Origin of the sequence: Devosia sp. 919 (genome assembly GCF_013185965.1) — a bacterium.
Lineage (GTDB): Bacteria > Pseudomonadota > Alphaproteobacteria > Rhizobiales > Devosiaceae > Devosia.
In genome coordinates, this window is the sequence record NZ_JABAOL010000001.1 from 1672820 (window position 1) to 1696020 (window position 23201).

Annotated in this window: 22 protein-coding genes and 2 tRNA genes; 11 read left to right on the forward strand and 13 right to left on the reverse strand. The window is 63.4% G+C overall.

What is annotated here, in order from left to right; genetic code table 11:
• Window positions 1-17: 17 nt before the first annotated feature.
• Complete coding sequence (locus HRQ64_RS08045) at window positions 18-569, reverse strand: polysaccharide biosynthesis/export family protein (RefSeq protein WP_172122908.1); 552 nt, start codon at window positions 567-569, stop codon at window positions 18-20.
• A gap of 152 nt (window positions 570-721) precedes the next feature.
• Here HRQ64_RS08045 and HRQ64_RS08050 point away from each other — a divergent pair, with 152 nt between their 5' ends.
• Both HRQ64_RS08050 and HRQ64_RS08055 read left to right on the forward strand, forming a co-directional pair.
• Window positions 722-3256: a GumC family protein gene (locus HRQ64_RS08050; RefSeq protein WP_172122909.1), complete on the forward strand. Its 2535-nt coding sequence runs from the start codon at window positions 722-724 to the stop codon at window positions 3254-3256.
• Between the two features lie 8 nt (window positions 3257-3264).
• Window positions 3265-4299: a polysaccharide deacetylase family protein gene (locus HRQ64_RS08055; RefSeq protein ID WP_172122910.1), complete on the forward strand. Its 1035-nt coding sequence runs from the start codon at window positions 3265-3267 to the stop codon at window positions 4297-4299.
• On the opposite strand, the gene HRQ64_RS08060 is transcribed toward HRQ64_RS08055, so the two are convergent.
• Window positions 4296-4505 carry a DUF2842 domain-containing protein gene (locus tag HRQ64_RS08060; protein ID WP_172122911.1) on the reverse strand — a complete coding sequence of 70 codons (210 nt, stop codon included), beginning with the start codon at window positions 4503-4505 and terminating at the stop codon, window positions 4296-4298. The two genes, HRQ64_RS08055 and HRQ64_RS08060, sit on opposite strands and share 4 nt — an antisense overlap.
• Before the next feature lie 79 nt (window positions 4506-4584).
• Between HRQ64_RS08060 and HRQ64_RS08065 the strand changes: the two genes are divergently transcribed.
• The 4 genes from HRQ64_RS08065 (at window position 4585) to HRQ64_RS08080 (ending at window position 7878) form a co-directional block, all read left to right on the forward strand.
• Window positions 4585-5712 carry a COX15/CtaA family protein gene (locus tag HRQ64_RS08065; RefSeq protein WP_349236683.1) on the forward strand — a complete coding sequence of 376 codons (1128 nt, stop codon included), beginning with the start codon at window positions 4585-4587 and terminating at the stop codon, window positions 5710-5712.
• Between the two features lie 149 nt (window positions 5713-5861).
• On the forward strand, window positions 5862-6326 hold the full coding sequence (gene rplM, locus HRQ64_RS08070) for a 50S ribosomal protein L13 (RefSeq protein WP_127752545.1): 465 nt from the start codon (window positions 5862-5864) through the stop codon (window positions 6324-6326).
• Complete coding sequence (gene rpsI, locus HRQ64_RS08075) at window positions 6326-6808, forward strand: 30S ribosomal protein S9 (protein ID WP_127752546.1); 483 nt, start codon at window positions 6326-6328, stop codon at window positions 6806-6808. Before rplM ends, rpsI begins: the two co-directional genes overlap by 1 nt.
• A 431-nt stretch (window positions 6809-7239) precedes the next feature.
• Window positions 7240-7878 carry an SdpI family protein gene (locus HRQ64_RS08080; protein WP_172122913.1) on the forward strand — a complete coding sequence of 213 codons (639 nt, stop codon included), beginning with the start codon at window positions 7240-7242 and terminating at the stop codon, window positions 7876-7878.
• 65 nt (window positions 7879-7943) lie between these two features.
• Here the strand turns inward: HRQ64_RS08080 and HRQ64_RS08085 are convergent, their stop codons facing one another.
• Window positions 7944-9248 carry a glycosyltransferase gene (locus tag HRQ64_RS08085; RefSeq protein ID WP_172122914.1) on the reverse strand — a complete coding sequence of 435 codons (1305 nt, stop codon included), beginning with the start codon at window positions 9246-9248 and terminating at the stop codon, window positions 7944-7946.
• A gap of 412 nt (window positions 9249-9660) precedes the next feature.
• Between HRQ64_RS08085 and HRQ64_RS08090 the strand changes: the two genes are divergently transcribed.
• A complete protein-coding gene (locus tag HRQ64_RS08090) occupies window positions 9661-10875 on the forward strand; it encodes an LL-diaminopimelate aminotransferase (protein ID WP_172122915.1) in 1215 nt (404 codons plus the stop codon).
• A gap of 842 nt (window positions 10876-11717) precedes the next feature.
• Here HRQ64_RS08090 and HRQ64_RS08095 read toward each other — a convergent pair.
• The 5 genes from HRQ64_RS08095 to HRQ64_RS08115 form a co-directional block, all read right to left on the reverse strand.
• The gene (locus tag HRQ64_RS08095; protein WP_172122916.1) at window positions 11718-12203 is read right to left on the reverse strand and encodes an ATP F0F1 synthase subunit B; all 486 of its coding nucleotides are present in this window, start codon (window positions 12201-12203) and stop codon (window positions 11718-11720) included.
• Window positions 12204-12208: 5 nt separating this feature from the next.
• The gene (locus HRQ64_RS08100; protein ID WP_172122917.1) at window positions 12209-12859 is read right to left on the reverse strand and encodes an ATP F0F1 synthase subunit B; all 651 of its coding nucleotides are present in this window, start codon (window positions 12857-12859) and stop codon (window positions 12209-12211) included.
• Between the two features lie 101 nt (window positions 12860-12960).
• Window positions 12961-13188 carry a F0F1 ATP synthase subunit C gene (locus HRQ64_RS08105; protein WP_127752552.1) on the reverse strand — a complete coding sequence of 76 codons (228 nt, stop codon included), beginning with the start codon at window positions 13186-13188 and terminating at the stop codon, window positions 12961-12963.
• 61 nt (window positions 13189-13249) lie between these two features.
• Window positions 13250-14026: a F0F1 ATP synthase subunit A gene (locus HRQ64_RS08110; protein WP_127752553.1), complete on the reverse strand. Its 777-nt coding sequence runs from the start codon at window positions 14024-14026 to the stop codon at window positions 13250-13252.
• Between the two features lie 25 nt (window positions 14027-14051).
• A complete protein-coding gene (locus tag HRQ64_RS08115; RefSeq protein WP_127752554.1) occupies window positions 14052-14441 on the reverse strand; it encodes an AtpZ/AtpI family protein in 390 nt (129 codons plus the stop codon).
• A gap of 502 nt (window positions 14442-14943) precedes the next feature.
• Here HRQ64_RS08115 and HRQ64_RS08120 point away from each other — a divergent pair.
• From HRQ64_RS08120 to HRQ64_RS08135, 4 genes are all read left to right on the forward strand, one after another.
• Window positions 14944-16284 (forward strand): homoserine dehydrogenase, encoded by a 1341-nt coding sequence (locus HRQ64_RS08120; RefSeq protein WP_248305319.1) that lies wholly within the window; start codon window positions 14944-14946, stop codon window positions 16282-16284.
• A 41-nt stretch (window positions 16285-16325) separates the two neighbouring features.
• Window positions 16326-17309, forward strand: a complete 984-nt coding sequence (gene glpX / locus HRQ64_RS08125; protein ID WP_172122918.1) for a class II fructose-bisphosphatase — start codon at window positions 16326-16328, stop codon at window positions 17307-17309.
• Between the two features lie 126 nt (window positions 17310-17435).
• Window positions 17436-19226 carry a single-stranded-DNA-specific exonuclease RecJ gene (gene recJ, locus HRQ64_RS08130; protein WP_172122919.1) on the forward strand — a complete coding sequence of 597 codons (1791 nt, stop codon included), beginning with the start codon at window positions 17436-17438 and terminating at the stop codon, window positions 19224-19226.
• A 145-nt stretch (window positions 19227-19371) separates the two neighbouring features.
• Window positions 19372-20607: a cyclopropane-fatty-acyl-phospholipid synthase family protein gene (locus HRQ64_RS08135; protein ID WP_172122920.1), complete on the forward strand. Its 1236-nt coding sequence runs from the start codon at window positions 19372-19374 to the stop codon at window positions 20605-20607.
• 3 nt (window positions 20608-20610) lie between these two features.
• On the opposite strand, the gene HRQ64_RS08140 is transcribed toward HRQ64_RS08135, so the two are convergent.
• From HRQ64_RS08140 to HRQ64_RS08160, 5 genes are all read right to left on the reverse strand, one after another.
• The gene (locus HRQ64_RS08140; RefSeq protein WP_172122921.1) at window positions 20611-21363 is read right to left on the reverse strand and encodes an SDR family NAD(P)-dependent oxidoreductase; all 753 of its coding nucleotides are present in this window, start codon (window positions 21361-21363) and stop codon (window positions 20611-20613) included.
• Window positions 21364-21701: 338 nt separating this feature from the next.
• Window positions 21702-21776: transfer RNA gene (locus HRQ64_RS08145), tRNA-Glu, on the reverse strand.
• A gap of 48 nt (window positions 21777-21824) precedes the next feature.
• Window positions 21825-21899, reverse strand: a tRNA-Glu gene (locus tag HRQ64_RS08150).
• Window positions 21900-21971: 72 nt separating this feature from the next.
• Window positions 21972-22436 carry a D-Ala-D-Ala carboxypeptidase family metallohydrolase gene (locus HRQ64_RS08155; protein ID WP_172122922.1) on the reverse strand — a complete coding sequence of 155 codons (465 nt, stop codon included), beginning with the start codon at window positions 22434-22436 and terminating at the stop codon, window positions 21972-21974.
• Between the two features lie 163 nt (window positions 22437-22599).
• Window positions 22600-23016, reverse strand: a complete 417-nt coding sequence (locus tag HRQ64_RS08160) for a VOC family protein (RefSeq protein ID WP_127752561.1) — start codon at window positions 23014-23016, stop codon at window positions 22600-22602.
• Between the last annotated feature and the right edge of the window lie 185 nt (window positions 23017-23201).

Consider the following 23201-nt stretch of genomic DNA (forward strand, 5'->3'; position numbering starts at 1 on the left):
TTGGCGCCCCGCCACCCCTAGAACCAGCGCTCCAGCACAACAATCGTGTCGCCGGGGTAAATTGGGAAGTCGAGGTCGACCGTGCCCTTGGCCATCTGGTCGCCCTGGCGGCGATACACCACCGCCTTGTTGCGATCCGCCGTGTCGCTGAACCCGCCCGCCGTGCTGATCGCGGCCCGAACGGTCATGCCATGCACATAGGGAAACTGGCCGGAATTGCCGATCTCGCCCTGGATAAAGAACGGCCGGTATTCCGCCACTTCCACTGCCACGTCGGGGTTGCGCATATAGCCATTGGCCAGCGCCCCGGCCAGTCGCCGGCTTGCGGTCTGGGTGGTTTGCCCGCGCACCTGCACCGGACCCACCAGCGGAAACGCCACCGAGCCGCTGTCATCGACGCGGTAGGTGTCGGTCAGCTGTTCGTCGCCATAAACTGTCACGCGCAAAGTATCGCCGGTGTCGAGCTGATAGGGCCCCTTGGTCTCGACCAGATAGGTTGCGTCGCGTGTGGTTGCACAGGCTGCAAGAGGCATCACCAGGGCAATGGAAAGTATTGGAAGCCAGCGCATGCAAATCTCGGCATTTGAGTTGCGCTACTTTTGTCCTGCCATGGTTAAGATTTTGCTTAGTTCGTCGCTTGCCGGTCGCGCTTTGCGAGCAGCTTAACGGATTGCTTACCACGCCGGCGCAATAACAAGGCAGAACTTGGGCGAGGTAGGCGATGTCTTATGAGGCGCAAACCGTGCAGGACGCACGGATCGATATGGCTGCGCTGAGCGGGGCAGTCCTGCGGCGGCTGCCGCGCATCATCCTCGTCACCCTGGTGCTGCTCGCCGCAACCTTTGCCATCCTGATGTTCATGCCGCGCCTTTACGAGTCGACGGCCGGGATCCTGGTTGAGCCGCGCAGCAATATCTATACCCGCTCGGCCAACGAGCAGGCTCCTTCGGTGACCGGCGCGGAAGCCGGGGTCGTATCCAGCCAGATCGAACTGATCAAATCGCGCGACACCCTGTTGCGCGTGATCGACCAGATCGGTCTGCGCTCGGTTGCCGAATTCAATGGGGGCAGTGCCGGCTTTTCCCCGCTCGCCATGCTGACCCAGATGCTGGGCCGCCCCAGCGCCCCCAACAACATCGATGAAACCGTCCTGGCCAATATCTATGATCGGCTGACCGTGATCCAGGAGCGCGACTCGCGCATCATTTCGGTGATCTTCCGCTCGACCGATCCGCAGCGGGCCGCCGATATCGCCAATGCCATTGCCGCGGCCCATGTGGCGCGCCGCGCCGAGCTGTCTCTTTCCGACACCGCCGAGGCATCGGGCTGGCTCGATGCCGAGATCCAGAAACTGCGCAGCCGCGTCACCGAAGCCGAGGCCGCCGTCGCCAATTTCAAAGTCGACAACGACCTCTTTGTTGGCAACAACAATACCAGTCTCGTCGACCAGCAGCTTTCCACCATTGCGACCCAGATCAACGCCGCCCAGGAGCGCAAGAACGCCGCCCTGTCGCGCGCTGCCCTGATTCGCGGCCTCTTGGAGCGCGGCCAGCCCATCGACGGCGTCGCCGATGTGCGCGACTCCGCCGTGATCCAGCAGCTCAGCCAGGAAAAGGCGCGCCTCCAGGGCGAGCGGGCCCAGCTTTCGGCGACCCTGCTCGGCAACCATCCCAATATCCGCGCCGCCGACGCCCAGATCAACGAGCTCAACAACCAGATCGCCATTGAGGGTCGCCGCGTCGCCGAAGCGCTCGAAGCGGAAGCCCAGATCGAAGCTGATGTGGAAGCGTCGCTCCGTGGTGATCTCACCACCGCCAAGACCTCGGCCTCCACCGCGACCCAGGACACCGTCACCCTCGACAGCCTCCAGCGCGAAGCCGCGGCCCAGCGCAATCTGCTCGAAGGCTACCTGCAGCGCTACAGCGAAGCCGCGTCGCGCACTGATACCAACTCGACTCTCCCCGATGTGCGGGTGGTGACCATGGCCGCTCCCGCCGTCACCCCTTCTTCGCCACGCACCCAGTTCACCTTGATCCTGGTGGGGTTGGCTTCCCTGCTGCTCCAGCTGGGCCTCGTCATCTTCAACGAGCTGATCTCGGGCCGCGCCATCGCCCCCGCGCGCACCCTCGTCGTGCAGCGCAACCAGGATGAGCTCGACGCGGTCCCCTTCCAGGAAGCCGAGCTCGAGCCCGACCAGCGCTGGGAAGAACCCGAGCCCGCCACCGCCGAACTGGGCCCCGAAGCCGCGCACCTGATCGACGCCGACGAGCCCCTGCACCGCTATTCCGAGCCCGTCTTTGCCGACGAGCCCGAACACGTCACGCTCGCTGACGAGGCCGAGGACAATGAGGATGAGGACGCCGAGGACGAGGATGAGCCCGTCATGATCGAGGTTCCCGTGGTCGCCCAGGCCGAGCCCCTCGTGCCCGTCGTGGTGGTTCCCGTCCTCGCTGCGCCGCCGCCAGCCGACGAAGCCGAGCCCGAGCCTGTTGCGAGCGACGAAGATGAGGCGGACGTTCCCGCCCCCGAGCAGGTTTCCGCCGAAGACGGTCATGCCCGCCTGCGCCGCGCCCTGCTTGATGTCGCGCCCGATCTCGTGGTCGAGGACGAGCCCGAACAGCAAACCATTCCCGACGCCTTGGCCCACGCCTATGCCGCATCCCATCTGGACACGCCGCGCCTCCACTACCGCGATGAAAAACTGCCCGACACCGTGGCCTTCAGCGACCTGGCTGCCGATCTCGCGCTTGGCCGCACCCGCCTCGTGATCTTGGCCGGTCTCGCCGGTCATGACGAAAGCGCCGCCATGGCCGAGGAACTGGTGGGCGACGCCCTTGCTAGGGGTCTCAGCGTCGCTTTGGTTGATGCGGGCAGCGCCCGCCTCACCGAGGAGCCCGGCCTGTCCGATCTGACCAATGAAGCGGCAAGCTTTGGCGAGGTCGTGCACAAATCGGCCGACAACAGCTTTGCCGAAGTGCCATGGGGCCAGTCCCCGATGCTCGATCGCCGCTCCACCAGGCCCGTGACCCTGGTTGAAGCTTTGGGCGACATCTATGAGGTCGTGGTGCTGCTGACCGGCCCCGCCGGACCCAATTCCACTCTGCCCATGTTCGAGGCGCTCGATGGCCGGGTTATCCTCGTCACCGCCTCCATCGACAATGTCGACCAGATCGAGCAAACCCGCGAACAGATGCTGGAGGCCGGTTTCGGGCTGGTGGAAGTCGCGTCATTCCCCGAAGAACGTGTCGCGGCCTGAACCGCGCCATGTCGCTCAAATACACCGCCATCCGGGCCATGTTCGAGGCCTTGTGGCTGTCCCGGCTACCGGGCCTTGTGCGTACGCTGTCGAACGCGCGGGGCGTGATCTTCACGCTCCACCGCGTCCTGCCCGAAACCCCACCCGATTTCTCGCCCAACGCGATCCTCCAGATCGAGCCCGCCTTCCTCGACTACGTGATCGAGCGGCTGCGCGACCTCGGGGTCGACATTGTCTCCCTCGATGAGGCCATCGCGCGCCTGGCCGCCCCTGCCAAGACCCGCCCCTTTGCCGTTCTCACCTTTGACGACGCCTACAAGGACAATCTCCACCACGCGCTGCCCATCCTCGAGCGCCACGCGGCTCCTTTTACCCTTTATGTACCCACCGCCCTGGTCGATGGCACTGGCGATGTCTGGTGGCAGGCCATCGAGGACATCATCGCCGCCAATAACCGCATCGCCATCGCTGACGAGCCCGCCCCGCGCGACACCCTGACAACAGCCGAGAAACAAGCCGCCTACGATGCCCTCTACTGGCGTATGCGCCAGATGCCCGAGCCCGACCGCGTCGCGCTGCTCCATCGTTTCGCCGCCGACCACGGCTTTGATCTGGCCGCTCATTGCCGCGCGCTGATCATGGATTGGGCCGAGCTCACGACGATTGCGGCCGACCCGCTTTGCACCATCGGCGCCCACACTGTGCACCATTATGAGCTCGCCAAACTCCCGCCCGAAGACGCCAGCCAGGAAATGGCGCGCTCGGCCGACATCCTTGCCGCACGCCTCGGCACCCGTCCAATCCATCTGTCCTATCCCATCGGGGGCCCGGCCTCGGCTGGGGAGCGCGAATTCGCCGCCGCCCGCGATCTCGGCTTTGCTTCGGGCGTCACCACCCGGCCGGGCGGGCTTTACCCGCACCACGCCGAGACGCTCCACGCGCTCCCACGCGTGTCGCTCAATGGCCTCTTCCAAAACCGTCGCTATGTGGATGTGTTTGCCACCGGGGCGCTCTTCACCTGGCTGGGCAAGATCGGCGCTTAAGCGCTGTCGGGCTTGGCCATCCAGCGGACGATCGCCATGGCCGGCAAGCACCAGCCCATGCCCACCACCAGAAAATAAACGATCAACACCAGCGGATGCAGGTCCGGCGGAAGTTGCAGATAGATCGCCGTGCCAAGCCATAGCCAGGCCACGATGGACCCCAGCAGCAAAACGATGCCGATCAACTTGCGGTTACGCTGGGTCATGTGCGGCAACGCGCCTGTTGCGAGAAAGGATGGCCGGGCATACCACTCGGCAGCCTTTCACGATACCGGGAATACACCCGTGACTCTTGTCCACGATGCCGCACTGAGCCCTGCCATTTCGCCAGCCGCCGATCGCCTGCGTCCGGTGCGCATCTGGCTTTATGGCCTGGCCGCCTTTGTGTTGCTGATCGTGGTTGTGGGCGGCATCACCCGGCTAACCGAATCGGGCCTGTCCATCACCAGCTGGAAGCCGATCACCGGCGCCATTCCCCCGCTGACCGAAGCCGATTGGCTCGCAGAATTCGAAGCCTACAAGCAGATCCCGCAATATCAGGTCAACAACACCTGGATGTCGCTGGCCGACTTCAAGATGATCTTCTTTTGGGAGTGGTTCCACCGCCTGCTCGGCCGGGTGCTGGGCTTCCTCTTCATTGTGCCCTTCGTTGTTTTCCTGTTCCAGAAGCGCCTGCCGCGCACGCTGGCGCTGCCGCTGTTCGGCCTTTTCCTGCTCGGTGGTTTTCAGGGCGCGCTGGGCTGGTGGATGGTGTCTTCGGGGCTGACGGAACTCACCTCGGTGTCGCAATACCGCCTCGCCGCTCACCTCACGGCTGCCGGCGTACTGCTGATCGCACTGACCTATGTGCCCCGCTCCATCGATCCAAGGCCGGTAACGGGGCAGGTGAGTGCCAAGCACCTCTGGAGCGCCGGGCTGCTTCTTGTTCTCATCATGATCCAGATCGCGGCCGGCGCCTTTGTTGCCGGGCTTGATGCCGGCATGGGCTATAATACTTGGCCTCTCATGGACGGTGCCCTTGTTCCCAACGGCCTTGGGGCCATGCAGCCGGGCTGGCGCAATCTTTTCGAGAACAACCTGACCGTTCAGTTCAACCACCGCATGATCGCCTACGGCATCGTGCTGTATATGGTCTGGCTGCTTTGGGCGCAGGCGAGGGCAGGGGGCTTTGCCGGCGTTCACCGCTGGCTGCCGCGCCTCGCTGTGATCGTGCTGCTCCAGGTAGTCCTGGGCATTTCCACCCTCCTGTCTCAGGTGCAGATCGACCTTGCCGTGGCCCACCAGGCCGTGGCGTTCATCCTCGCGGGCGCGGTAACGCTATACTTGGCCGATCTGCTACGCGCCGCGCGCTCAGCTGGCGTCCAGCGCACGGCTGCCCCCGTCTCAGTCGGTCTTGCAGAATCGATGCGGTAATATAATACCACGTCTGTAAGCGCTTGTTTCTGTTGGCGATTTTATTCGTACTTGACGGGGGCTCGTTCTCCCACTACACGGCCACTCGAACATGTCGGAAACCGCTCCTGAGTGGTCGTCGGCAGGCATAGCTTTCTAAGGATATCAACATGACCACTTACTCGGCAAAACCGAGCGAGATCGACAAGAAGTGGCTCCTGATCGACGCCGAAGGGCTGGTCGTCGGCCGCCTCGCGTCCATCATCGCTTCGCGTCTGCGCGGCAAGCACAAGCCCACTTTCACGCCTCACATGGACATGGGTGACAACATCATCGTCATCAATGCCGACAAGGTGAAGCTGACCGGCCGCAAGCTCGATCAGCACCGCTTCTACTGGCACACCGGCTACCCCGGCGGCATCAAGGACCGGACTGCCCGCGAGCTGCTGGAAGGCCGCTTCCCCGAGCGCGTTCTGGAGAACGCCGTGCGCCGCATGATGCCTGGTGGCCCGCTGACCCGCGCCCAGCTCAAGAATCTGCGCGTCTATTCGGGTGCCGAGCATCCCCACGAGGCTCAGGCTCCCGAGCAGCTCGATGTTGCCGCGATGAACTCCAAGAATGTGAGGGCTAAGTAATGGCCGAGACCATCAACTCTCTTGAAGACCTTGGCACTTCCACTGTTGCCCCGGCCGTCAACACCGCTCCCGTCCATGTCCAGAAGCTCGACGCGCAGGGCCGCGCCTATGCCACCGGCAAGCGCAAGAACGCCGTTGCACGCGTCTGGATCAAGCCGGGCAAGGGCAATCTGGTGATCAATGGCCGCGAATTCGCTGCCTATTTCGCTCGTCCCGTGCTGCAGCTCATCGTCAAGCAGCCCATCGTCGCGACCGAACGCACCGACCAGTATGACGTCACCGTCACTGTTGCCGGCGGCGGTCTGTCCGGCCAGGCCGGTGCCGTTCGTCACGGCATCTCCAAGGCCCTCAACTTCTTCGAGCCGGACCTGCGTCCCGTGCTCAAGAAGGGCGGCTTCCTGACCCGCGACGCCCGCGTCGTCGAACGCAAGAAGTACGGCAAGGCCAAGGCCCGCAAGTCCTTCCAGTTCTCCAAGCGCTAAGCTTCGGATTTTTCATTCGCGACTACGAAAGGGGCCGGGCAACCGGCCCTTTTCTATTGCGGTGCCTCCTCCCGCAGACATCTCAGCTCCTGCCCTCCCTCCCCCTTGAGGGGAGGGCCGGGGAGGGGGTAATTGTGCTCCTGCACCTGAGCCGCCAATGGAACGGCGTCACCATGCACAGCGACCAGAACTGTCGCCTCCCTCCCCCTTGAGGGGCTTCGAACCGGCCGCAGGTGAAATGGCTCCGGTGGACCGATTTCAGGTGAGAAGGCCATGAGAGCTGCGCTCGAATGGCTGAGAGGGTGGGGGTGCCGGCCCCTCCACGGAGTGGAGCCCCGCTGCCCACCTGGTTTCAAACACCAAGGCCCCGCATCCCCACTTCCCATCTCCCCGCACCGGCCTATATGTGACGGGCCTCCGGACCCCGCGTTATGCCCAGCCTCGTTACCCGCTTCCACCTGCTTTTGTTTGGCATCACCCTGGCCATTGCCGGGGTCGCCCTCATCCATGTGCCCGAGGGCTATGTCTTTGTGGCCCATTGGCAGGGCAGCACCGCCGATTGGGCCTGGCCGCGCGACATCGCCCTGGCGGTCGCCCCGCTGGTTGAACTGGCGCTGATGGGCGGCTTCTGGCTGCTCGGTCGCCGCCTGTCCAATAAGCAATTGGCCGATACCCGCCACATCCTCGATCCCGCCCTGACCCTCGCGCTCGCCATTGCCACGGCTTGCCAGTTTGCCCTCCTGATGCAGGGTGTCGGCTCCGATCTCGACTTTTTCCGCGCCACCGCCTTTGTGCTGGCTGGCGTCCTGCTCGTGCTGGCGGCAGTGCTATTCGAGGCTGAGCGCCACACCTATCGCGGCTTGCGCCTGCCCTGGCCGATCGCCTCCGAACGCGCCTGGCGCCTCGTCCACCGCCTCACCGGCCTGTCCTGCGTAGCCCTGGCCTGCCTCCTGATCTGGCTCGGCTGGATGGATGCCGGGGCCGGCCCACTGGTTCTGGCCATGGGCGCGAGCCTGCTAGCCGTTCCCCTGTTGGCCGCGACGCTCAGTGCACTGACGCGGCGCCTGTAACAGGCCCGGGATCAACAAAAAGGGGAGGCCGCTGCCTCCCCTTTTTCTTTGTCTCGCAACGCGCCTCAGCCCACCAGCTTGAGCGCCGGGCGCCGCGGCTTGGTGCGCACCGGCTTGTAGTTGGTCATCACGCCCTCGATCACATCGATCGCCTTGCCAGTGCCATCCTCGGCCTGCAGTAATTCGGCGATCTCGCCCGCATTGCGCCGATAGGTCTCGTTGGTGCTCAGATCCTGCAGCGCCGCCGCCAAAATTTCGGCCGTCAGCTTGCGCAGCCGCACCGGCTTGGGTCCGCAGCCCAGCTCATAAACCCGGCGCCCCCAATAGGGCTGGTCGATCGCCTGTGGCACCACAAAGGTCGGCCGGCCCAGATGCAGCCCCGCCGAGGTCGTGCCCGCCCCACCGTGATGCACCACGCCGCTCACATAGCGGAACAGCTTGTCATGCGGTGCCTTCTCGAACGCAAAGATGCTGTCGGGCAAATCGGACGGGTCGATCCCGCCCCAGCCGCGCGCCACCACCGCGCGCCCGCCCCAGAGCCGCACGGCCTCTTTCAAGATCTGCGTATTGCGCTCCGCCCCGAATGGCATGGAGCCAAAGCCGATATAAACCGGCGCGTCCCCGGCAGCCAGGAACCGCTGGAACTCGGGGGAGGGGTGCCAGTCGTCATGCGTCTTGAGCTGCCAGTATCCCGTCACCAGCGCGGTCTTGGGCCAGTCGCGCGGCCGCGGCGACACGGCTTCCGAATAGGCATAAAGCGTGGTCAGCGGCGTGCCTTCGGTATTGGTGAACAGCCCGCCCATCAGCCGCGCATCTAGCCCCATCAGCTCGCGCCGCAGCTTGTTGCGCGGCAGGTTCCAATAGGCCTGCTGCACGGTCGCCGCCGTATAGGACAGCTTGTTGAGCGCCGGCCCCAGATCATTGCCCACATAATACATGCAGAGCGGAAACTCGCTGGTCGAGTTGAGCGGCTGCAGCGCCGTCATGATCGCGGGAATCTTGAGCGCTTCGGCAATGTCGATGCCAAAGCTGGTATTCATGTTGATGATGATCGCGTCGCACCCCTGGCACATATTCCAGGCGTGGCGCGCCGCCGTGTCCACGATCTGCTGGCCCTGGCGCAACAGCGCGGGCGCATTGATCAGCATGGATTGGCTCATCGCGTTCTCGAACCGCGATTGCTGCAAAAATGCCTGGATGGAGGGTCCGAGGGAATGGAATTCGACGCCCCGGCTTTCGATCAGGTCCTTGAACTCTTCGGAAGCCCCAAGCACCGTCTCGTAACCGCGCTCCTGCAGGGCGATTGCGAGGGCCAGGTAAGGTTGAACGTCGCCTTGCGTTCCAATCGTCACCAAGGCTATGCGCTTCAAGATTGGACCTCGTCATCCGCTGCATGTGGTGCGGAAATCGGCCTGCGGCAGACCATTTACAATACCCGGGTCAGCATTTATGAACAACGAACCTTTAGCCGGTTTTCATAACTACGTCGCATCTTAAGGGCAAGAGTCATGCCGTTTCCCCACATGATTGCATTGGTTGGAGCCTTGCTCGCCGGCAGTCCCGTGGCAGCCGCCACGGTCGGGGCAGCGGCGAACGCCCGCTAGCTCTTCCCGCTGGGCCACGGTGTTGGCCGGGAAGAGCCGAACAAATCTGCGATCCCTTCGAGAACGCTTAACCCTGTTCAAACCATAATTCCGCGACAATAAGCCAGTCTGTTGCAGACTGCGCGGCCCCAGCGCGTTGTCGCTAGCAAGGTCCCACCCCGGACCGCCCGAGGATTCCATGAGCGAAGATTTCCACCGCATCCGCCGTCTCCCGCCCTATGTTTTTGCCCATATCGACCCGATCAAGGCCAAGGCGCGCGCCGATGGCGTCGACATCATCGATCTGGGCATGGGCAATCCCGATATGCCCACCCCCGAGCACATCGTGAACAAGCTCCAGGAAGTGGTGAAGGACCCGCGCACCCATCGCTATTCCACCTCCCGTGGCATTCCGGGGCTGCGCAAGGCGCAGGCGAGCTATTATGGCCGCCGTTTCGGGGTCAAGCTCAACCCCGATACCCAGGTAGTCGCCACCCTTGGCTCCAAGGAAGGCTTTGCCAATATGGCTTCGGCCATTACCGCCCCGGGCGATGTGGTGCTGGTGCCCAACCCCACCTATCCCATTCATTCCTTTGGCTTCATCATGGCCGGCGGCGTCGTGCGCTCCATGCCGGCCGATCCCAATGAAGATTTCATGCGCTCGCTCGATCGCGCCGTGCGCCACTCCATCCCCAAGCCCATCGCGCTGGTCTTGAACTATCCCGCCAACCCGACCGCCTATACGGCCTCGCTCGATTTTTACGCCGAAGTGGTCAAGTACTGCCGCGCCAACGACATCTTCATCCTGTCCGATCTCGCCTATTCGGAGATCTATTTCGACGAGAAGGACCCGCCGCCTTCCGTGCTGCAGATCCCGGGCGCCATCGACATTTCGGTCGAGTTCACCTCCATGAGCAAGACCTATTCCATGCCCGGCTGGCGCGTCGGTTTCGCCGTCGGCAATGAGCGCCTGATCGCCGCCCTTGCGCGCGTCAAATCCTATCTCGATTACGGCGCCTTCACCCCCATCCAGGTCGCCGCCACCGCCGCCCTCAACGGCTCCGATGAAGTGATCGAGGAAGTGCGCAAGATCTACAAGGCGCGCCGCGACGTCATGGTGGAAAGCTTTGCCCGCGCCGGCTGGGACATCCCGGTCCCCAAGGCGACCATGTTCGCCTGGGCGCCCATCCCCGCCCAGTACGCCCATATGGGCTCGCTTGAATTCGCCAAGATGCTGATCCAGGAGACCGGCGTCGCTGTGGCCCCTGGCGTCGGCTTTGGCGAATATGGCGATCAGTATATCCGCCTGGCATTCGTCGAAAACGAACAACGCATCCGCCAGGCCGCCCGCAACATCAAAAAGCTCCTCGGCACCAAATCCGGCACCGGCAACGTCGTCCCCCTGACCGCCTGATTTTGGGCAGGGCAGGGGTTAATCCACTTCCCGCCCCACCTAACCCACGCGCAACCCCTCGGTCCGCCTAACTCCACCAGCCCCTCCGTCCCCCTCCCCCTTGAGGGGAGGGGTCAGGGGTGGGGGTTCAGGCGCTTGGGTGCTCCCCGGTGTGTCTGTAGGGCACCAGCAGTATCGACCATCCTGCACCACCCCATCAGCCTGCCTCCCCGCCCCCTTGAGGGGAGGGGCCAAGGGAGGGGGTTCAGGCCGATCGGCAGCAGTGGGAGGCGCTAGGATTAACCGGTGCTTCCGACAATGCTCCACTGGGCGGAAGAGCCCGAACCCCCACCCTCAATCCCTCCCCTCAAGGGGGAGGGAAGCCCGAGAGCCGCTGGTTCCGAACTAAGCCAAGCTACCGATCGAGAGCTGAGGCTGACCGGCCGCCCCCTGATATCCACCCACCAGCCCCTCCGTCCCCCTCCCCCTTGAGGGGAGGGGTCAGGGGTGGGGGTTCAGGCGCCTGGGCGCTCTCTGGCGTCTCTGTAGGGCGCCAGCAGTATCGACCATCCTGCACCACCCCATCAGCCTGCCTCCCCTCCCCCTTGAGGGGAGGGGTCAGGGGTGGGGGTTCAGGTGGATGGATAGGAGTGGAGGTCACGATGGGTTACCGGCGCTTCCGACAGGGCTCCAATGGGCGGAGGAGCCAGCACCCCCACCCTCAAGGGGGAGGGAAGCCCAAGAGCCGCTGGTCCTGCATTTAGCCCTGGAGTCCAAGCCGCGGCTTCTGCCCACCCGGTCCAAAACAACAAAAAAGGCGGGTCCGAAAACCCGCCTTCTTCAAACTTCAAACCGCAAAAGCCTTAGTTCAACCGCGAACCCACATCGGCAATCGCCCGGTCGACTACCTGGCCGCCCCGATTGTTCATCTCGTCGGTGAGCACCACGCGCGCAGCCTCAATGGCAACATCGGCGGAGCGGGCGCGCACTTCGGCAATGGCCTGGGCCTCTGCCTGAGCGATCTTGTCTTCCACCGTCTTGGTGCGGCGGGCGACAAGTTCAGCCAGCGACGCCTGGGCTTCATTGGTCAGGCGCACGGCGTCTTCCCGAGCGGTGGCGATGATGCTCTCCGCTTCGCTTTCGGCCGCAACACGCTTTTGCTCATATTCCACCAACAATGCCGCGGCTTCTTCGCGCAACCGCTTGGCTGCTTCCAGCTCATCGGCGATCTGCCGGATCCGGCCGTCGAGTAGTTTGGCAATGGTTTTGGGAATGCCGAAACAGGCAGCCACGGCAAAAAACAGAACCAGCGCGACGGTGGCCCAGAAGCTGTTATCCATCCATTCCATGCTGCTTACTCCTTGCCAACTTTGGCGACTGCAGCGCGAACGCTTTCAGGCGAAACTTCGCCCACGAGCTGGGCGACGATGGTCTGCGCCGTTTCGGCGGCGATATCGTCGACCTGGGTGAGGGCGGCAGCCTTGGTCTGGGCGATGCGCGCCTCGGCCGAAGTCATGTGGGCGGCAAGGTCGGTTTCCACGGCCTGGCGCTTCGCGGCCAGTTCGGTCTGGATGGATTCGCGCGTTTCGGTGGCAATGCCCTGCGCCTTGCTCTTGGCAGCGGCAAGGGCCGCCTCATAGGCAGCGATGGCGGCATCGGTTTTCTGGCGGCTCGCATCGGCGGCAGCCAGGTCGGCATCCAGCCGCGCCTTGCGCTCGTCGATAATCGAACCGAGGCGGGGCAGGGCCAGCTTGCTCATCAGCAGGTAGAGCGCGGCGAAGGTGATCGCCAGCCACAACAGCTGTGAGGGGAATGTTGCGGGGTCGAAGGGCGGGAACACGCCGGTGTCATGGGCATCGGCGCCCACTTCGGTGCCGTGGTGTTCGGCAGCGGGGTCATGCCCCGTGGCGCCTTCCACAGGCTCCCCATGGGGGACATCAATAACCGTGTCGAGGTTTTGCTCGCTCGGTGTTTCCGCCTCTTGGGCGAAGGCTTGCGTGGCCATCGGCTTGGTTCCGTTCGATCCGGAGAAACCGGCGGTCGGCCGGTCGAGAAAAGGCAGCCGGGTCTAGAGCCCCGGCTGCATCAGCGTCGTGCTGCCTTGGATTAGGCGACGAACAGCAGGATCAGGGCGACCAGGAACGAGAAGATGCCCAGTGCTTCGGTCACGGCGAAACCGAAGATCAGGTTACCGACCTGCGAAGGAGCAGCGGACGGATTGCGCAGTGCGCCCGTCAGGAAGTTCGAGAAGATGGATGACACGCCAAGGGCAGCGCCGGCCATACCGAGGGTTGCAATACCAGCGCCGATGAACTTTGCGGCTTCAGCGTCCATTTGGGTAGTCCTTTCGAGGGGTCAAAGAAGTTGGCGGGTTCGCCGGGGAAAAACTCAACGCCTAGTGTGAAGGGTGAACCGCGTCGTTGAGATACATCGAAGTCAACACTGCAAACACATAGGCCTGCACTGCTGCCACGAGGAATTCTAGTGCTGTCAGGGCAACGCCCATGAAGAGCGGCAGGATGGCGCCCATCCAGCCAAGGAACCCGGCGGCACCCAGCGTCACCACAAAGCCGGTGAACACTTTAAGCGTGATGTGGCCAGCCAGGATATTGCCGAACAAACGAACCGACAGGCTGATCGGACGCGACAGGAACGACACGATTTCGATCGGCACGACGATGAAAAGGATCGGGGTCGGGATGCCGGCGGGGGCGAACAGCTTGAAGAACTTGAGGCCATGGCGCATCACGCCATAGATGAACACCACGCTGATCACCAGCATGGCGAGCGCGAAGGTCACGATGATGTGGCTGGTAAAGGTGAAGGCATAGGGGATCATGCCAAACAGGTTGCCCACCAGAACGAAGGCAAACAGCGAGAACACGAAGGGGAAGAAGCGCATGCCTTCGGTGCCGGCCGAACTCTTGAGCATATTGGCTATGAACTCATAGCCCATTTCCGCCACCAGCTGCAGCCGGCCGGGAATGATGCTGCGCCGGCTCGTTGCCAGCAGCAAAAAGCCCGTGATCACCACCACTGCCAGCACCATATAAAGCGAGGAGTTAGTGAAGGCGATATTCAGCCCCGAGCCGGGGGTGCCATCGCCACCAATCGTGGCAATGGGAAAAATGTCTTCGATGACAAACTGGTGGATCGGATCAGTACCGGCCAATGGAGAGCCCCTTGCGCGTCATCATCTAATCGATCCGCTCTTCCTCATCCGGCTCGGGTCCCATATCGGAGCCCGGCGGAGGCGGTGAAGCGGCGTTCATTTCCGTCACCACGCGGATGACATTGAATACTCCGGCAGCAAAGCCCACCAACAGCAGGATCAGCATGCCCCAGGGGCTTGAGCCCAATCCCAGGTCGATCAGGTAGCCAAGACCTGTACCAACCATGATGGCGGCGACGAATTCGGTGCCGATGCGCATGCCGCGCGCCAGTCCGCTCATCTGCCTGGAATGGTCCTGCGAGGCTCTGTTGTCCTCGCGCTCCCGTTCCCGCCTGGCCTGGGCAATGCGCAATGCCAGATCGCGCGTTACCCCTGCAGCACTGGGCCGACCTTCGGTATCTTGCGGCTCTTGCATCCGCCTCTTCCCCTTGGCCGGCTTGAACCTGCACTTGGCAGGGCGCCCTTTTCTAAGTGGCCGCAACATAGTGGCGCCCCCTACGGGTGTCAAGAACACTGCAATTGGCGCAAATGCTTGTTAATAATAGCCTTTCCGGTTTTACCTAGGGGTGCGGCATGCTGTCCTGTCCCCGGTGTGGCAAAGTTAAGGCGAGCAGGGCAGATTCTGTGCCCCACCCGGGCCTCCCATTCGGCGCCATTCCTGCCTATGGACTGGCCGGCGCAATCGCCGATAGCGCTCGTCGGTGAACTCCTATTGACCTCTAGGTCATTTCCTATGCAGATGCGCGCCCATGAGCGATATCAAGTCTTTCCGCCAGTCTGTTGAATCTTTCATTGCCGCGCGCGGCTGGACCCCGACCCGGTTCGGGCGCACGGTGGCGGGCGATCCGCTGTTTGTGTTCGACCTGCGCGAAGGGCGTGAACCGCGCAGCGAAACCCGCGCCCGTATTCTGCGCGCCATGCAGGAATTCGGGGAAGGGGAAACCGCCCCGCCGTTGCGCATCGGTGTCGCGGGCCTCGGCAATGTCGGCGCGACCCTCGTGCGCATCCTGCAGCGCGATGGCGCCGAACTCACGCGCAAGCTCAACCGCCAGATCGTCGTCACTGCCGTTGCCGCCCGTTCCCGCTCGCGCGATCGCGGCATCGATATCTCGGGCCTTGAATGGTTCGACGATCCCGTGGCCCTGGCCAAATCCGACGGCATCGATCTCTTCGTCGAGCTGATCGGCGGCGAAGACGGCCCGGCCTTTGCTGCGGTGAAAGCCGCGCTCGAGATCGGCCGCCCCGTCGTCACTGCCAACAAGGCGCTCCTCGCCAAGCACGGCGTCGCCCTCGCGCGCCTTGCCGAAGAATCCTCGGCCCAGCTCGGCTTCGAAGCAGCGGTTGCCGGCGGCATTCCCGTCATCAAGACCCTGCGTGAAGGCCTGGGCTCGGCCCGCATCGCCAAGGTCTTTGGCATCATGAACGGCACCTGCAACTATATCCTCACCCGCATGGGCAATGAGGCCATTTCCTTTGCCGATTGCCTCAAGGACGCGCAGGCCCTGGGCTATGCCGAAGCCGATCCGACCTTTGACGTCGAGGGCTTTGACACCGCCCACAAGCTCTCCATCCTCGCCACCCTCTGCTTTGGCTACGAGATCGCCCCCGACAAGATCCATGTGGAAGGTATCTCGCGCATCACCCAGCACGACATCAAGGTCGCCGCCGAGCTGGGCTACAAGATCAAGCTCCTCGGCATTGCCCAGCGCACCGAAGACGGCATCGAGCAGCGCGTGCACCCCACTTTCGTGCCCAAGGGCTCGGCCATTGCGGGCGTCGACGGGGTGATGAACGCCATCGCGCTCGAAACCGATCACGTCCACGAATTGCTCCTGGCCGGCCCCGGCGCCGGTGGCCCGCCCACCGCCGCTTCGGTGCTGTCTGATATTCTCGACATCGCCCGCGGCACCCGCGTGCCCCCGCTCGGCGTGCCCTCCGAAGAGCTGATGCCCTATAAACAGGCGCCCATGCGGGCCCATGAGGGCGGCTATTATATCCGCCTCAGCGCCAAGGACGTGCCCGGCGCCCTCGCCGCCATCGCCACCCGCATGGGTGAGCGCTCGATTTCCATCGATTCTGTCATTCAACGGTCCGATCTTGGCGTTAAGGCTGTGGCCGAAGACGGTACGCCTGTCCGCACTGTGGTGATGATCACCCAGCGGACTTTGGAATCGGATGTGCGTGAATCGCTTGCGCAGATCGCCGCTGACGGGTTCATAGTGGGTGAACCGCAGTTGATCCGGATCGAAATGCTCTGACACTCCCACCGGGATAAGAACAGGGCCCGGGGGGAGCCAGCATGAAACTAAGCAAGGTCGAGGCCGAGAGCCCGGCCAATCTTCACCGCAGCCTGACGCTGGAGCTCGTTCGCGTCACCGAACGGGGCGCCATCGCTGCGGCCCAGTGGCGCGGCAAGGGCAATGAACAAGCGGCCGATGAGGCCGCTGTCGGGGGCATGTGCGACGAGCTTGCCACCGTTGCCATCGATGGCCGTATCGTCATCGGCGAAGGCGAAGAGCATGAATGCGAACGCCTGTTCATCGGCGAACGCGTCGGCACCGGCGCGGGGCCCCAGGTCGATATCGCCGTCGATCCCCTCGAAGGCGTCACCCTTTGCGCCAAGAACCAGCCTGATTCGATTGTGGTCCTCGCCATGGCCGAGCGCGGCGGCCTGCTCAACGTCGCGCGCGATGTCTACATGCACAAGATCGCCATCGGCTCGGATTATCCCGCCGATACCGTCCACATCGATTGGACCGCCACCGAAAACGTCACCGCGCTGGCCAAGGCCAAGGGCGTACCGCTGAGCGAAATCACCGCCATCGTGCTCGACCGGCCTCGCCACTCCGCGCTGATCGAGGAACTGCGCACCGCCGGGGTTGCCGTCAAGCTCATCAGCGATGGCGATATCGCCGGGGTCATCCACGCCGTCAATGCCGACCAGACCGGCGTCGATATTTATCTCGGCTCCGGTGGCGCGCCCGAAGGCGTGCTGGCCGCTGCGGCCCTGCGGTGCATTGGCGGGCAGATGCAGGGCAAGCTCATTCTCGATACCCCCGCCAAGCGCGAGCGCGCCCACCGCATGGGCATCACCAATCCGGCCCGGATCTACGATGCGGGCGAACTTGCCTCGGGCGATGTGCTGTTTGCCGCCACCGGCGTCACCGACGGCACCTTGCTCGATGGCATCCGCCTCAGCCGCAATGCGGTGGAAACCTCCACCATCGTCATGCGCTCCTGGTCCCAGACCGTCCGCTGGATCCGCGCCCGCCACGCCCGTTGAACCAAACTTTCCGGGCTACCCGGAAAGTCTGCTCTTTGCTCCCGCCTCGGGCGGGCGTACGGGCCGCTTTGCCGCGCCGGCCGCTCGCCCCTCGAAATTGCCGCTAATATAGCTTAACTCTGCGCCATGCTGGAGCTTCCCCGCCACTTTCTCGACGTTTCCCGTTCCCTGTCCGGCCGCGCCTGGGTTGATCGCCTCGATCCCAACACCACGCGCATTGCCACTGCCATCGGCCAGCGCACCGGCATTTCCGAAATCCTCGCGCGCATCATCGCCGCGCGCGGCGTGGGTCTCGATGGCGCCGAAAAGCATCTCGAGCCCACCGTGCGCGAGCTGCTGCCTGACCCGTCGACCCTCACCGATATGGACGCCTTGGCCGAGCGCATCGTCGCGGCAATCGAGGCGGGCGAGCCCGTCGCCCTGTTCGGCGATTACGACGTGGATGGCGCCTGCTCCTGCGCCCTCATGGCCCGGTTCCTCCACCATTTCGGCGCCGCTCCCGAGGTGCACATTCCCGATCGCATCTTTGAAGGCTATGGTCCCAATATCGCGGCCATGGACAAGCTGATCGATGGCGGCGCGTGCCTCATCATCACCCTCGATTGCGGCACCACCAGCGACGCCCCCATCGCCCATGCCCGCAATCGCGGCGTCGATGTCCTGGTGATCGACCACCATCTCTCCGACCACGATTTGCCGCCCGCTACCGCCCTCGTGAACCCCAACCGTCCCGACGACATTTCGGGCCTTGGCTATCTCTGCGCCGCCGGCGTCACCTTCATGGTGCTGGTTGGCGTCAATCGCCTCTTGCGCTCGCGCGGCCATACCGGTCTGCCTGACCTGATGCGCCTCCTTGATCTCGTCGCTCTCGCCACTGTTTGCGACGTGGTCCCCTTGGTGGGCCTCAACCGCGCCTTTGTGGTGCGCGGGCTCCAGATCGCGCGTCGCGGCGACAATCTGGGCATTGCCGCCCTCGCGCTCGCCGCCCGAGTGAACGGTCCGCTCAATCCCTACCACCTCGGCTTTCTGATCGGCCCCCGCATCAATGCGGGCGGGCGCATCGGCAATGCCGCGCTCGGCACCGAGCTCTTGACCCTCACCGACGAGCATCACGCCCTTGCCATCGCTGCCCGGCTCGATGAGCTCAACAATGAACGCCAGCGCATCGAGATCGAAGCAGTGGAAGAAGCCACGCGCGTCGCCGAGCTTGAGATCGGCACTGGCGAGGGCCCGCCGGTGCTAGTGCTGGCTTCCGCCGCCTGGCACCCCGGTATTGTCGGCCTCGTTGCCGCCCGCCTGCGCGAGCGTTTCGAGCGCCCCGCCTTTGCCATTGCGCTCCAGCCCGATGGCTCTGGCACCGGCTCGGGTCGCTCCATGCCCGGCGTCGATCTGGGGCGTGCCGTGATCGAAGCGGTGGAAACCGGCCTCATCCCCAAGGGTGGCGGCCATGCCATGGCAGCCGGCGTCACCATCCGCCCCGGCCAGCTCGGCCCCTTCCGCTCCTTCCTTTTTGAAGCGCTGGGGTCCGCTGTGGGCACCGCCCGCCGCGCCACGAGCCTGCCGGTGGATGCCGCGCTCACCAGCCGCGGCGCCACGCTTGAACTTGTGCATGAAGTCGAGCGGGCAGGGCCATTTGGCGCCGGCAATCCTTCGCCCCTCTTTGCCTTTCCAGCCCATCGCGCCAAGTTCGCCCAGGTTGTCGGCAAGGGCGGCCATGTCAGCTTTTCACTGACCTCGGGCGATGGCGCCCGGCTCAAGGCCATTGCCTTTCGTGCTGCGGGCACCCCGATCGGCGATGCCCTGCTTGGCAATACCGATCGCCCGCTGCATTTTGCCGGCGGGCTTTCGATCGACCATTATCAGGGCCGCGAACAGGTGCAGTTTCGCCTCACCGATCTAGCCGTGCCTGCCCCGTGAGGTGAACTGAGGCTTGCATCTGCTTGTGGGCTGCGTAAATTAAGCGCATGGGCCTCTTTGTCGCACTGCCGACAGCGCGCCAGGGAGGGGGTTCTATCTCGGGGCAGTCGCTCTGCAGCGCTGCCAGGTAGCTGGGCAAGCGTTTATGCGTAAAACTGCAGTCACGAATACCGCCGCCGGCAGCAAACCTCTGACGGCGATACTGTCCTGGGCCGTCGAGCAAATCGGCTCCCGCGTCCTCAACGCGCCCCGGCATGGCGGCGTCACGATCATCTTCCCCAATGGCCGCACACGAACCCTGGGCAATCCGGCCACCGGGCTTCATGCCGTGCTGCGCCTCAACAATTTCCGGGTTCTGAGCGAATCGATGCAGCGCGGCACGGTTGGTTTTGCCGCCGCCTATATGAATGGCGACATCGAGGTCGATGACCTTACCGCCTTGTTCCGCTTCTTTCTGCAGAACCGCGATATCATTCAGCGCGCCAATCCCGGCATCTTCCGCAAGGCGGCCGGCGATCTGCATTATCATCTCTCGCGCCGCAACACGCTCGATGGCTCCAAGCAGAACATCGCCGAGCACTATGACCTCGGCAATGACTTCTACGGCCAGTGGCTCGATCCCTCCATGACCTATTCCTCGGCGGTCTTTACCTCCGGGGACCAAAGTCTCGAGGAAGCCCAGCTCGCCAAATATCACCGCGTCGCCGACATGGCCGGCATCACCCCCGGCTCGAGCGTTCTGGAAATCGGCTGTGGCTGGGGCGGCTTTGCCGAAACCGTCGCGCGAGACTATAGCGCCAATCTGCGCGGCATCACTCTTTCCGCCGAACAGCTGCGCTTCGGCCAGGAGCGCCTGCGCCGCCAGGGGCTCGACAACCGCGCCAAGCTTCATTTCGAGGATTATCGCAACACCACCGGCCAGTTCGACCATATCGGCTCGATCGAAATGATCGAAGCGGTCGGGCAGGAACACTGGCCGAGCTACTTCCAGACGGTCCATGACCGGCTCAAGCCCGGCGGCACCGCCGCCATTCAGGCCATCACCATCGATGAGGCCGATTTTGCCGGCTATAGCAGCGGGCCCGATTTCATCCAGCGCTATATCTTCCCCGGCGGCATGCTGCTGACCAAGACGGCGATGCGCGAATGCGGCGAGCAGCACGGCCTTGTGCTCGAACAGGTGGAAACCTTCCGCCTTTCTTATGCTCGCACCCTGCGGCTTTGGCGCGAGCGGTTCCTTGAGCGTTGGCCCATGATCGCCCCGCTCGGCTATGACGAGCATTTCCGCCGCAAATGGATCTATTACCTCAGCTACTGCGAGGCGGGCTTCACCGAGGGCTGCATCGATGTTGGAATCTACCAGTACCGCCGTCCGGCCTGAGCTCTAATCCTTGGGCTTGGGCAGCCGGCCCATCACCCAGAAGAACACCGGGTAGGGCATCATCCGCAGCAGTTTCATCGGCCACACCAGGCGCCGGGGAAACGCGATCTCGAACCGATCCGAGCCCAACAGGCCATCAACGATCCGCCGCGCCCCATCCTCGGTTTCCATCAGGAACGGCATCGGGAAATCATTGCGCGCCGTCAGCTCGGATTTCACGAATCCCGGAGCGATCATCCGCACCTTGATCCCGCTGCCAGCCAGTTCCGTGCGCATCGTCTGCAGCAACGCGATCATCGCCGCCTTGGTCGAGGAATAAGCCGCCGAACGCGGCAAGCCGAAATAACCCGCTACCGAAGCGATCCCGGCAATCTGCCCGCCGCCTTGCCGGCGCATCTGCGCGATAATCGGATCGAGGAACCGCACGAATCCCAGGAAATTGGCGTCCACCACCGCGCTGAAGGGTTCAATGGCATAATCGCTGACCTTGCGCTCCTGCCAGGCCGCCGCCCCGAACACAAACAGATCGATTCGCCCCAGCCGCGCGATTACCTCCGCCACTGCCGCATCCACCGCCTCGGTGTCGGTCACATCCAGGGGAAAGGCATGAATGCGCTTGCCATCCGCGACCTCGGCCAGCTTTTCGACCCGCCGCCCCGAAACCGCAACCGTCCAGCCCCGGTCCGCCAGCATCCGCGCCACCGCCGCCCCGATCCCCGAACCGCCCCCAATGATCCAGGCAACTTTTTCGCTCATGCCGTCGCTCCCAACCGCGCCTCAGCTCCAAGGCCGAGACTATCCCCACTGCCGCCGCAAATCCTCCCCGCCCCCTTGAGGGGAGGGGCCGGGGGAGGGGGTCGTTCAGTCACCCCGAATCTCTCCGGACGCCCCAATCAGAATCACCGCCCCCATCATCACCCAACCCGAACCACCCGGGCATAACTTCGGCACCAAAAACCCCGATGAACAAACTGACAGCCGCCGTTCATCAACCCGGCGCAAAAATGGCAAAGGGGGTGCAAACACGCAAAAATCCGATCCGTCAGTTCCCTGACGCGATCAGCACAAGCGGCAATAAATTGGAAGCAAGACCCTGGTACGCCCAAGGGGAATCGAACCCCTGTTCCCGCCGTGAGAGGGCGGTGTCCTGACCGCTAGACGATGGGCGCGGAGGAGGTCTTAGTGCTAGCTTATCCCCGCAACAGCAGCAAGGAAAATGGTACGCCCTAGGGGAATCGAACCCCTCTCTCCACCGTGAAAGGGTGGCGTCCTGACCGATAGACGAAGGGCGCCTAAGCGCTGGTGGTCGTATAGTCGGACCCTTTTGGATGTGCAACACCTTTGCGCGTTTTCCATCAACTTTTTCAACAGCCTGAGAAAGTCACCGGCCGCCGATAGCCCTTGGGCCGCTCACGCACATCCACATGAATAAAGGGTTTACCGGGATAGCACCCGAGCCCGCCAACCGCCGGCGTGCGCATGGCAAAGGCGATCAGCTCGCGCTTGTCTACCCCGGGGATATAGAAGTCCGCAGCCATGCATTTGGTATGAAATGAATTGTCCGCGCCGCCCGCCGCCTTGTTGTGCCGGCCATCGCGATAGCCCGAGCTCATGATCACCTTGCGCCCGAAATGCCCCTCGAACTCCCAGATCAGGAAGCGCAGTTGCGGGCTGATGCAAAAGGCATTCACCTCCCGGCTGGCAACATAAGTGCCCCAGTCCGAGCGCTTGCCGGAATAGGCTTGCCCGCTGCCACTGGCGAACATCGCCATCGGCGCGCAGCCAGCTAGAACCAGAACACAAATGAGGAAGGTGACGATCGTTTTCATGGCATCCGCTCAGTTGTGCCTGTTGCGCAACGGCAACAAGGCGACTGATGGTTTACGAAGCCACTAAAATACGATCGAGATTGCTAACCGGCGCCTAAGCGTCAGGGTTAACGAAGCTGTCTACCGGCCTGCGGCCGGCAGACAAAAATCGGGTTTCGCTAGCTTACCACTTGCCGGTATTTGGCATGGAAGCCCAAGGCTCCTGCGGGGGCAGGGTGCCGTTCTGGATCAGCTCAACCGAGATCCCATCGGGCGAACGCACAAAGGCCATATGCCCGTCGCGCGGCGGCCGATTGATCACGACACCCATGTCCGACAGGTGCTGGCATAGGCCATAGATGTCATCGACGAGATAGGCGAGGTGCCCGAAATTGCGCCCCCCGGTATATTCTTCGGGATCCCAGTTATAGGTGAGTTCAACTTCCCCACCTTGGTCGCCCGGAGCGCGCAGGAAGATCAGGGTATAGCGGCCCTTCTCGTTTTCGCTGCGCTTGACCTCTTCTAGGCCTAGCCCCTCGCAATAAAATCGCAGGCTCGCTTCCACATCGGTCACGCGGACCATGGTGTGCAGATATTTCATCGGGGTAATTCCTCTGCAGTTCGGGCAACTCGCCTAACAAGTGAAGACGTGAGCCGCAACTGCCACACCTAAACTATTTCGAAACACCTTCTTAACTTTTGCCACTGAATCGGACACAGTGCTAAGGCTAGTGGAGTACCTCGCGGCGCGAGGCGAGTACGAAAAGGCGGCATCTATGGGGGCCA

Coding starts and splice junctions, on each gene's coding strand:
- HRQ64_RS08135 (WP_172122920.1), top strand. CDS start 19,372: ATGCGTAAAACTGCAGTCACGAATACCGCCGCCGGCAGCAAACCTCTG.
- HRQ64_RS08115 (WP_127752554.1), bottom strand. CDS start 14,441: ATGCAAGAGCCGCAAGATACCGAAGGTCGGCCCAGTGCTGCAGGGGTA.
- rplM (WP_127752545.1), top strand. CDS start 5,862: ATGACCACTTACTCGGCAAAACCGAGCGAGATCGACAAGAAGTGGCTC.
- HRQ64_RS08060 (WP_172122911.1), bottom strand. CDS start 4,505: ATGACCCAGCGTAACCGCAAGTTGATCGGCATCGTTTTGCTGCTGGGG.
- glpX (WP_172122918.1), top strand. CDS start 16,326: ATGAAACTAAGCAAGGTCGAGGCCGAGAGCCCGGCCAATCTTCACCGC.
- HRQ64_RS08155 (WP_172122922.1), bottom strand. CDS start 22,436: ATGAAAACGATCGTCACCTTCCTCATTTGTGTTCTGGTTCTAGCTGGC.
- HRQ64_RS08055 (WP_172122910.1), top strand. CDS start 3,265: ATGTCGCTCAAATACACCGCCATCCGGGCCATGTTCGAGGCCTTGTGG.
- HRQ64_RS08045 (WP_172122908.1), bottom strand. CDS start 569: ATGCGCTGGCTTCCAATACTTTCCATTGCCCTGGTGATGCCTCTTGCA.
- HRQ64_RS08105 (WP_127752552.1), bottom strand. CDS start 13,188: ATGGACGCTGAAGCCGCAAAGTTCATCGGCGCTGGTATTGCAACCCTC.
- HRQ64_RS08160 (WP_127752561.1), bottom strand. CDS start 23,016: ATGAAATATCTGCACACCATGGTCCGCGTGACCGATGTGGAAGCGAGC.
- HRQ64_RS08100 (WP_172122917.1), bottom strand. CDS start 12,859: ATGGCCACGCAAGCCTTCGCCCAAGAGGCGGAAACACCGAGCGAGCAA.
- HRQ64_RS08050 (WP_172122909.1), top strand. CDS start 722: ATGTCTTATGAGGCGCAAACCGTGCAGGACGCACGGATCGATATGGCT.
- HRQ64_RS08120 (WP_248305319.1), top strand. CDS start 14,944: ATGCAGGAATTCGGGGAAGGGGAAACCGCCCCGCCGTTGCGCATCGGT.
- rpsI (WP_127752546.1), top strand. CDS start 6,326: ATGGCCGAGACCATCAACTCTCTTGAAGACCTTGGCACTTCCACTGTT.
- HRQ64_RS08095 (WP_172122916.1), bottom strand. CDS start 12,203: ATGGAATGGATGGATAACAGCTTCTGGGCCACCGTCGCGCTGGTTCTG.
- HRQ64_RS08080 (WP_172122913.1), top strand. CDS start 7,240: ATGCCCAGCCTCGTTACCCGCTTCCACCTGCTTTTGTTTGGCATCACC.
- recJ (WP_172122919.1), top strand. CDS start 17,436: ATGCTGGAGCTTCCCCGCCACTTTCTCGACGTTTCCCGTTCCCTGTCC.
- HRQ64_RS08090 (WP_172122915.1), top strand. CDS start 9,661: ATGAGCGAAGATTTCCACCGCATCCGCCGTCTCCCGCCCTATGTTTTT.
- HRQ64_RS08140 (WP_172122921.1), bottom strand. CDS start 21,363: ATGAGCGAAAAAGTTGCCTGGATCATTGGGGGCGGTTCGGGGATCGGG.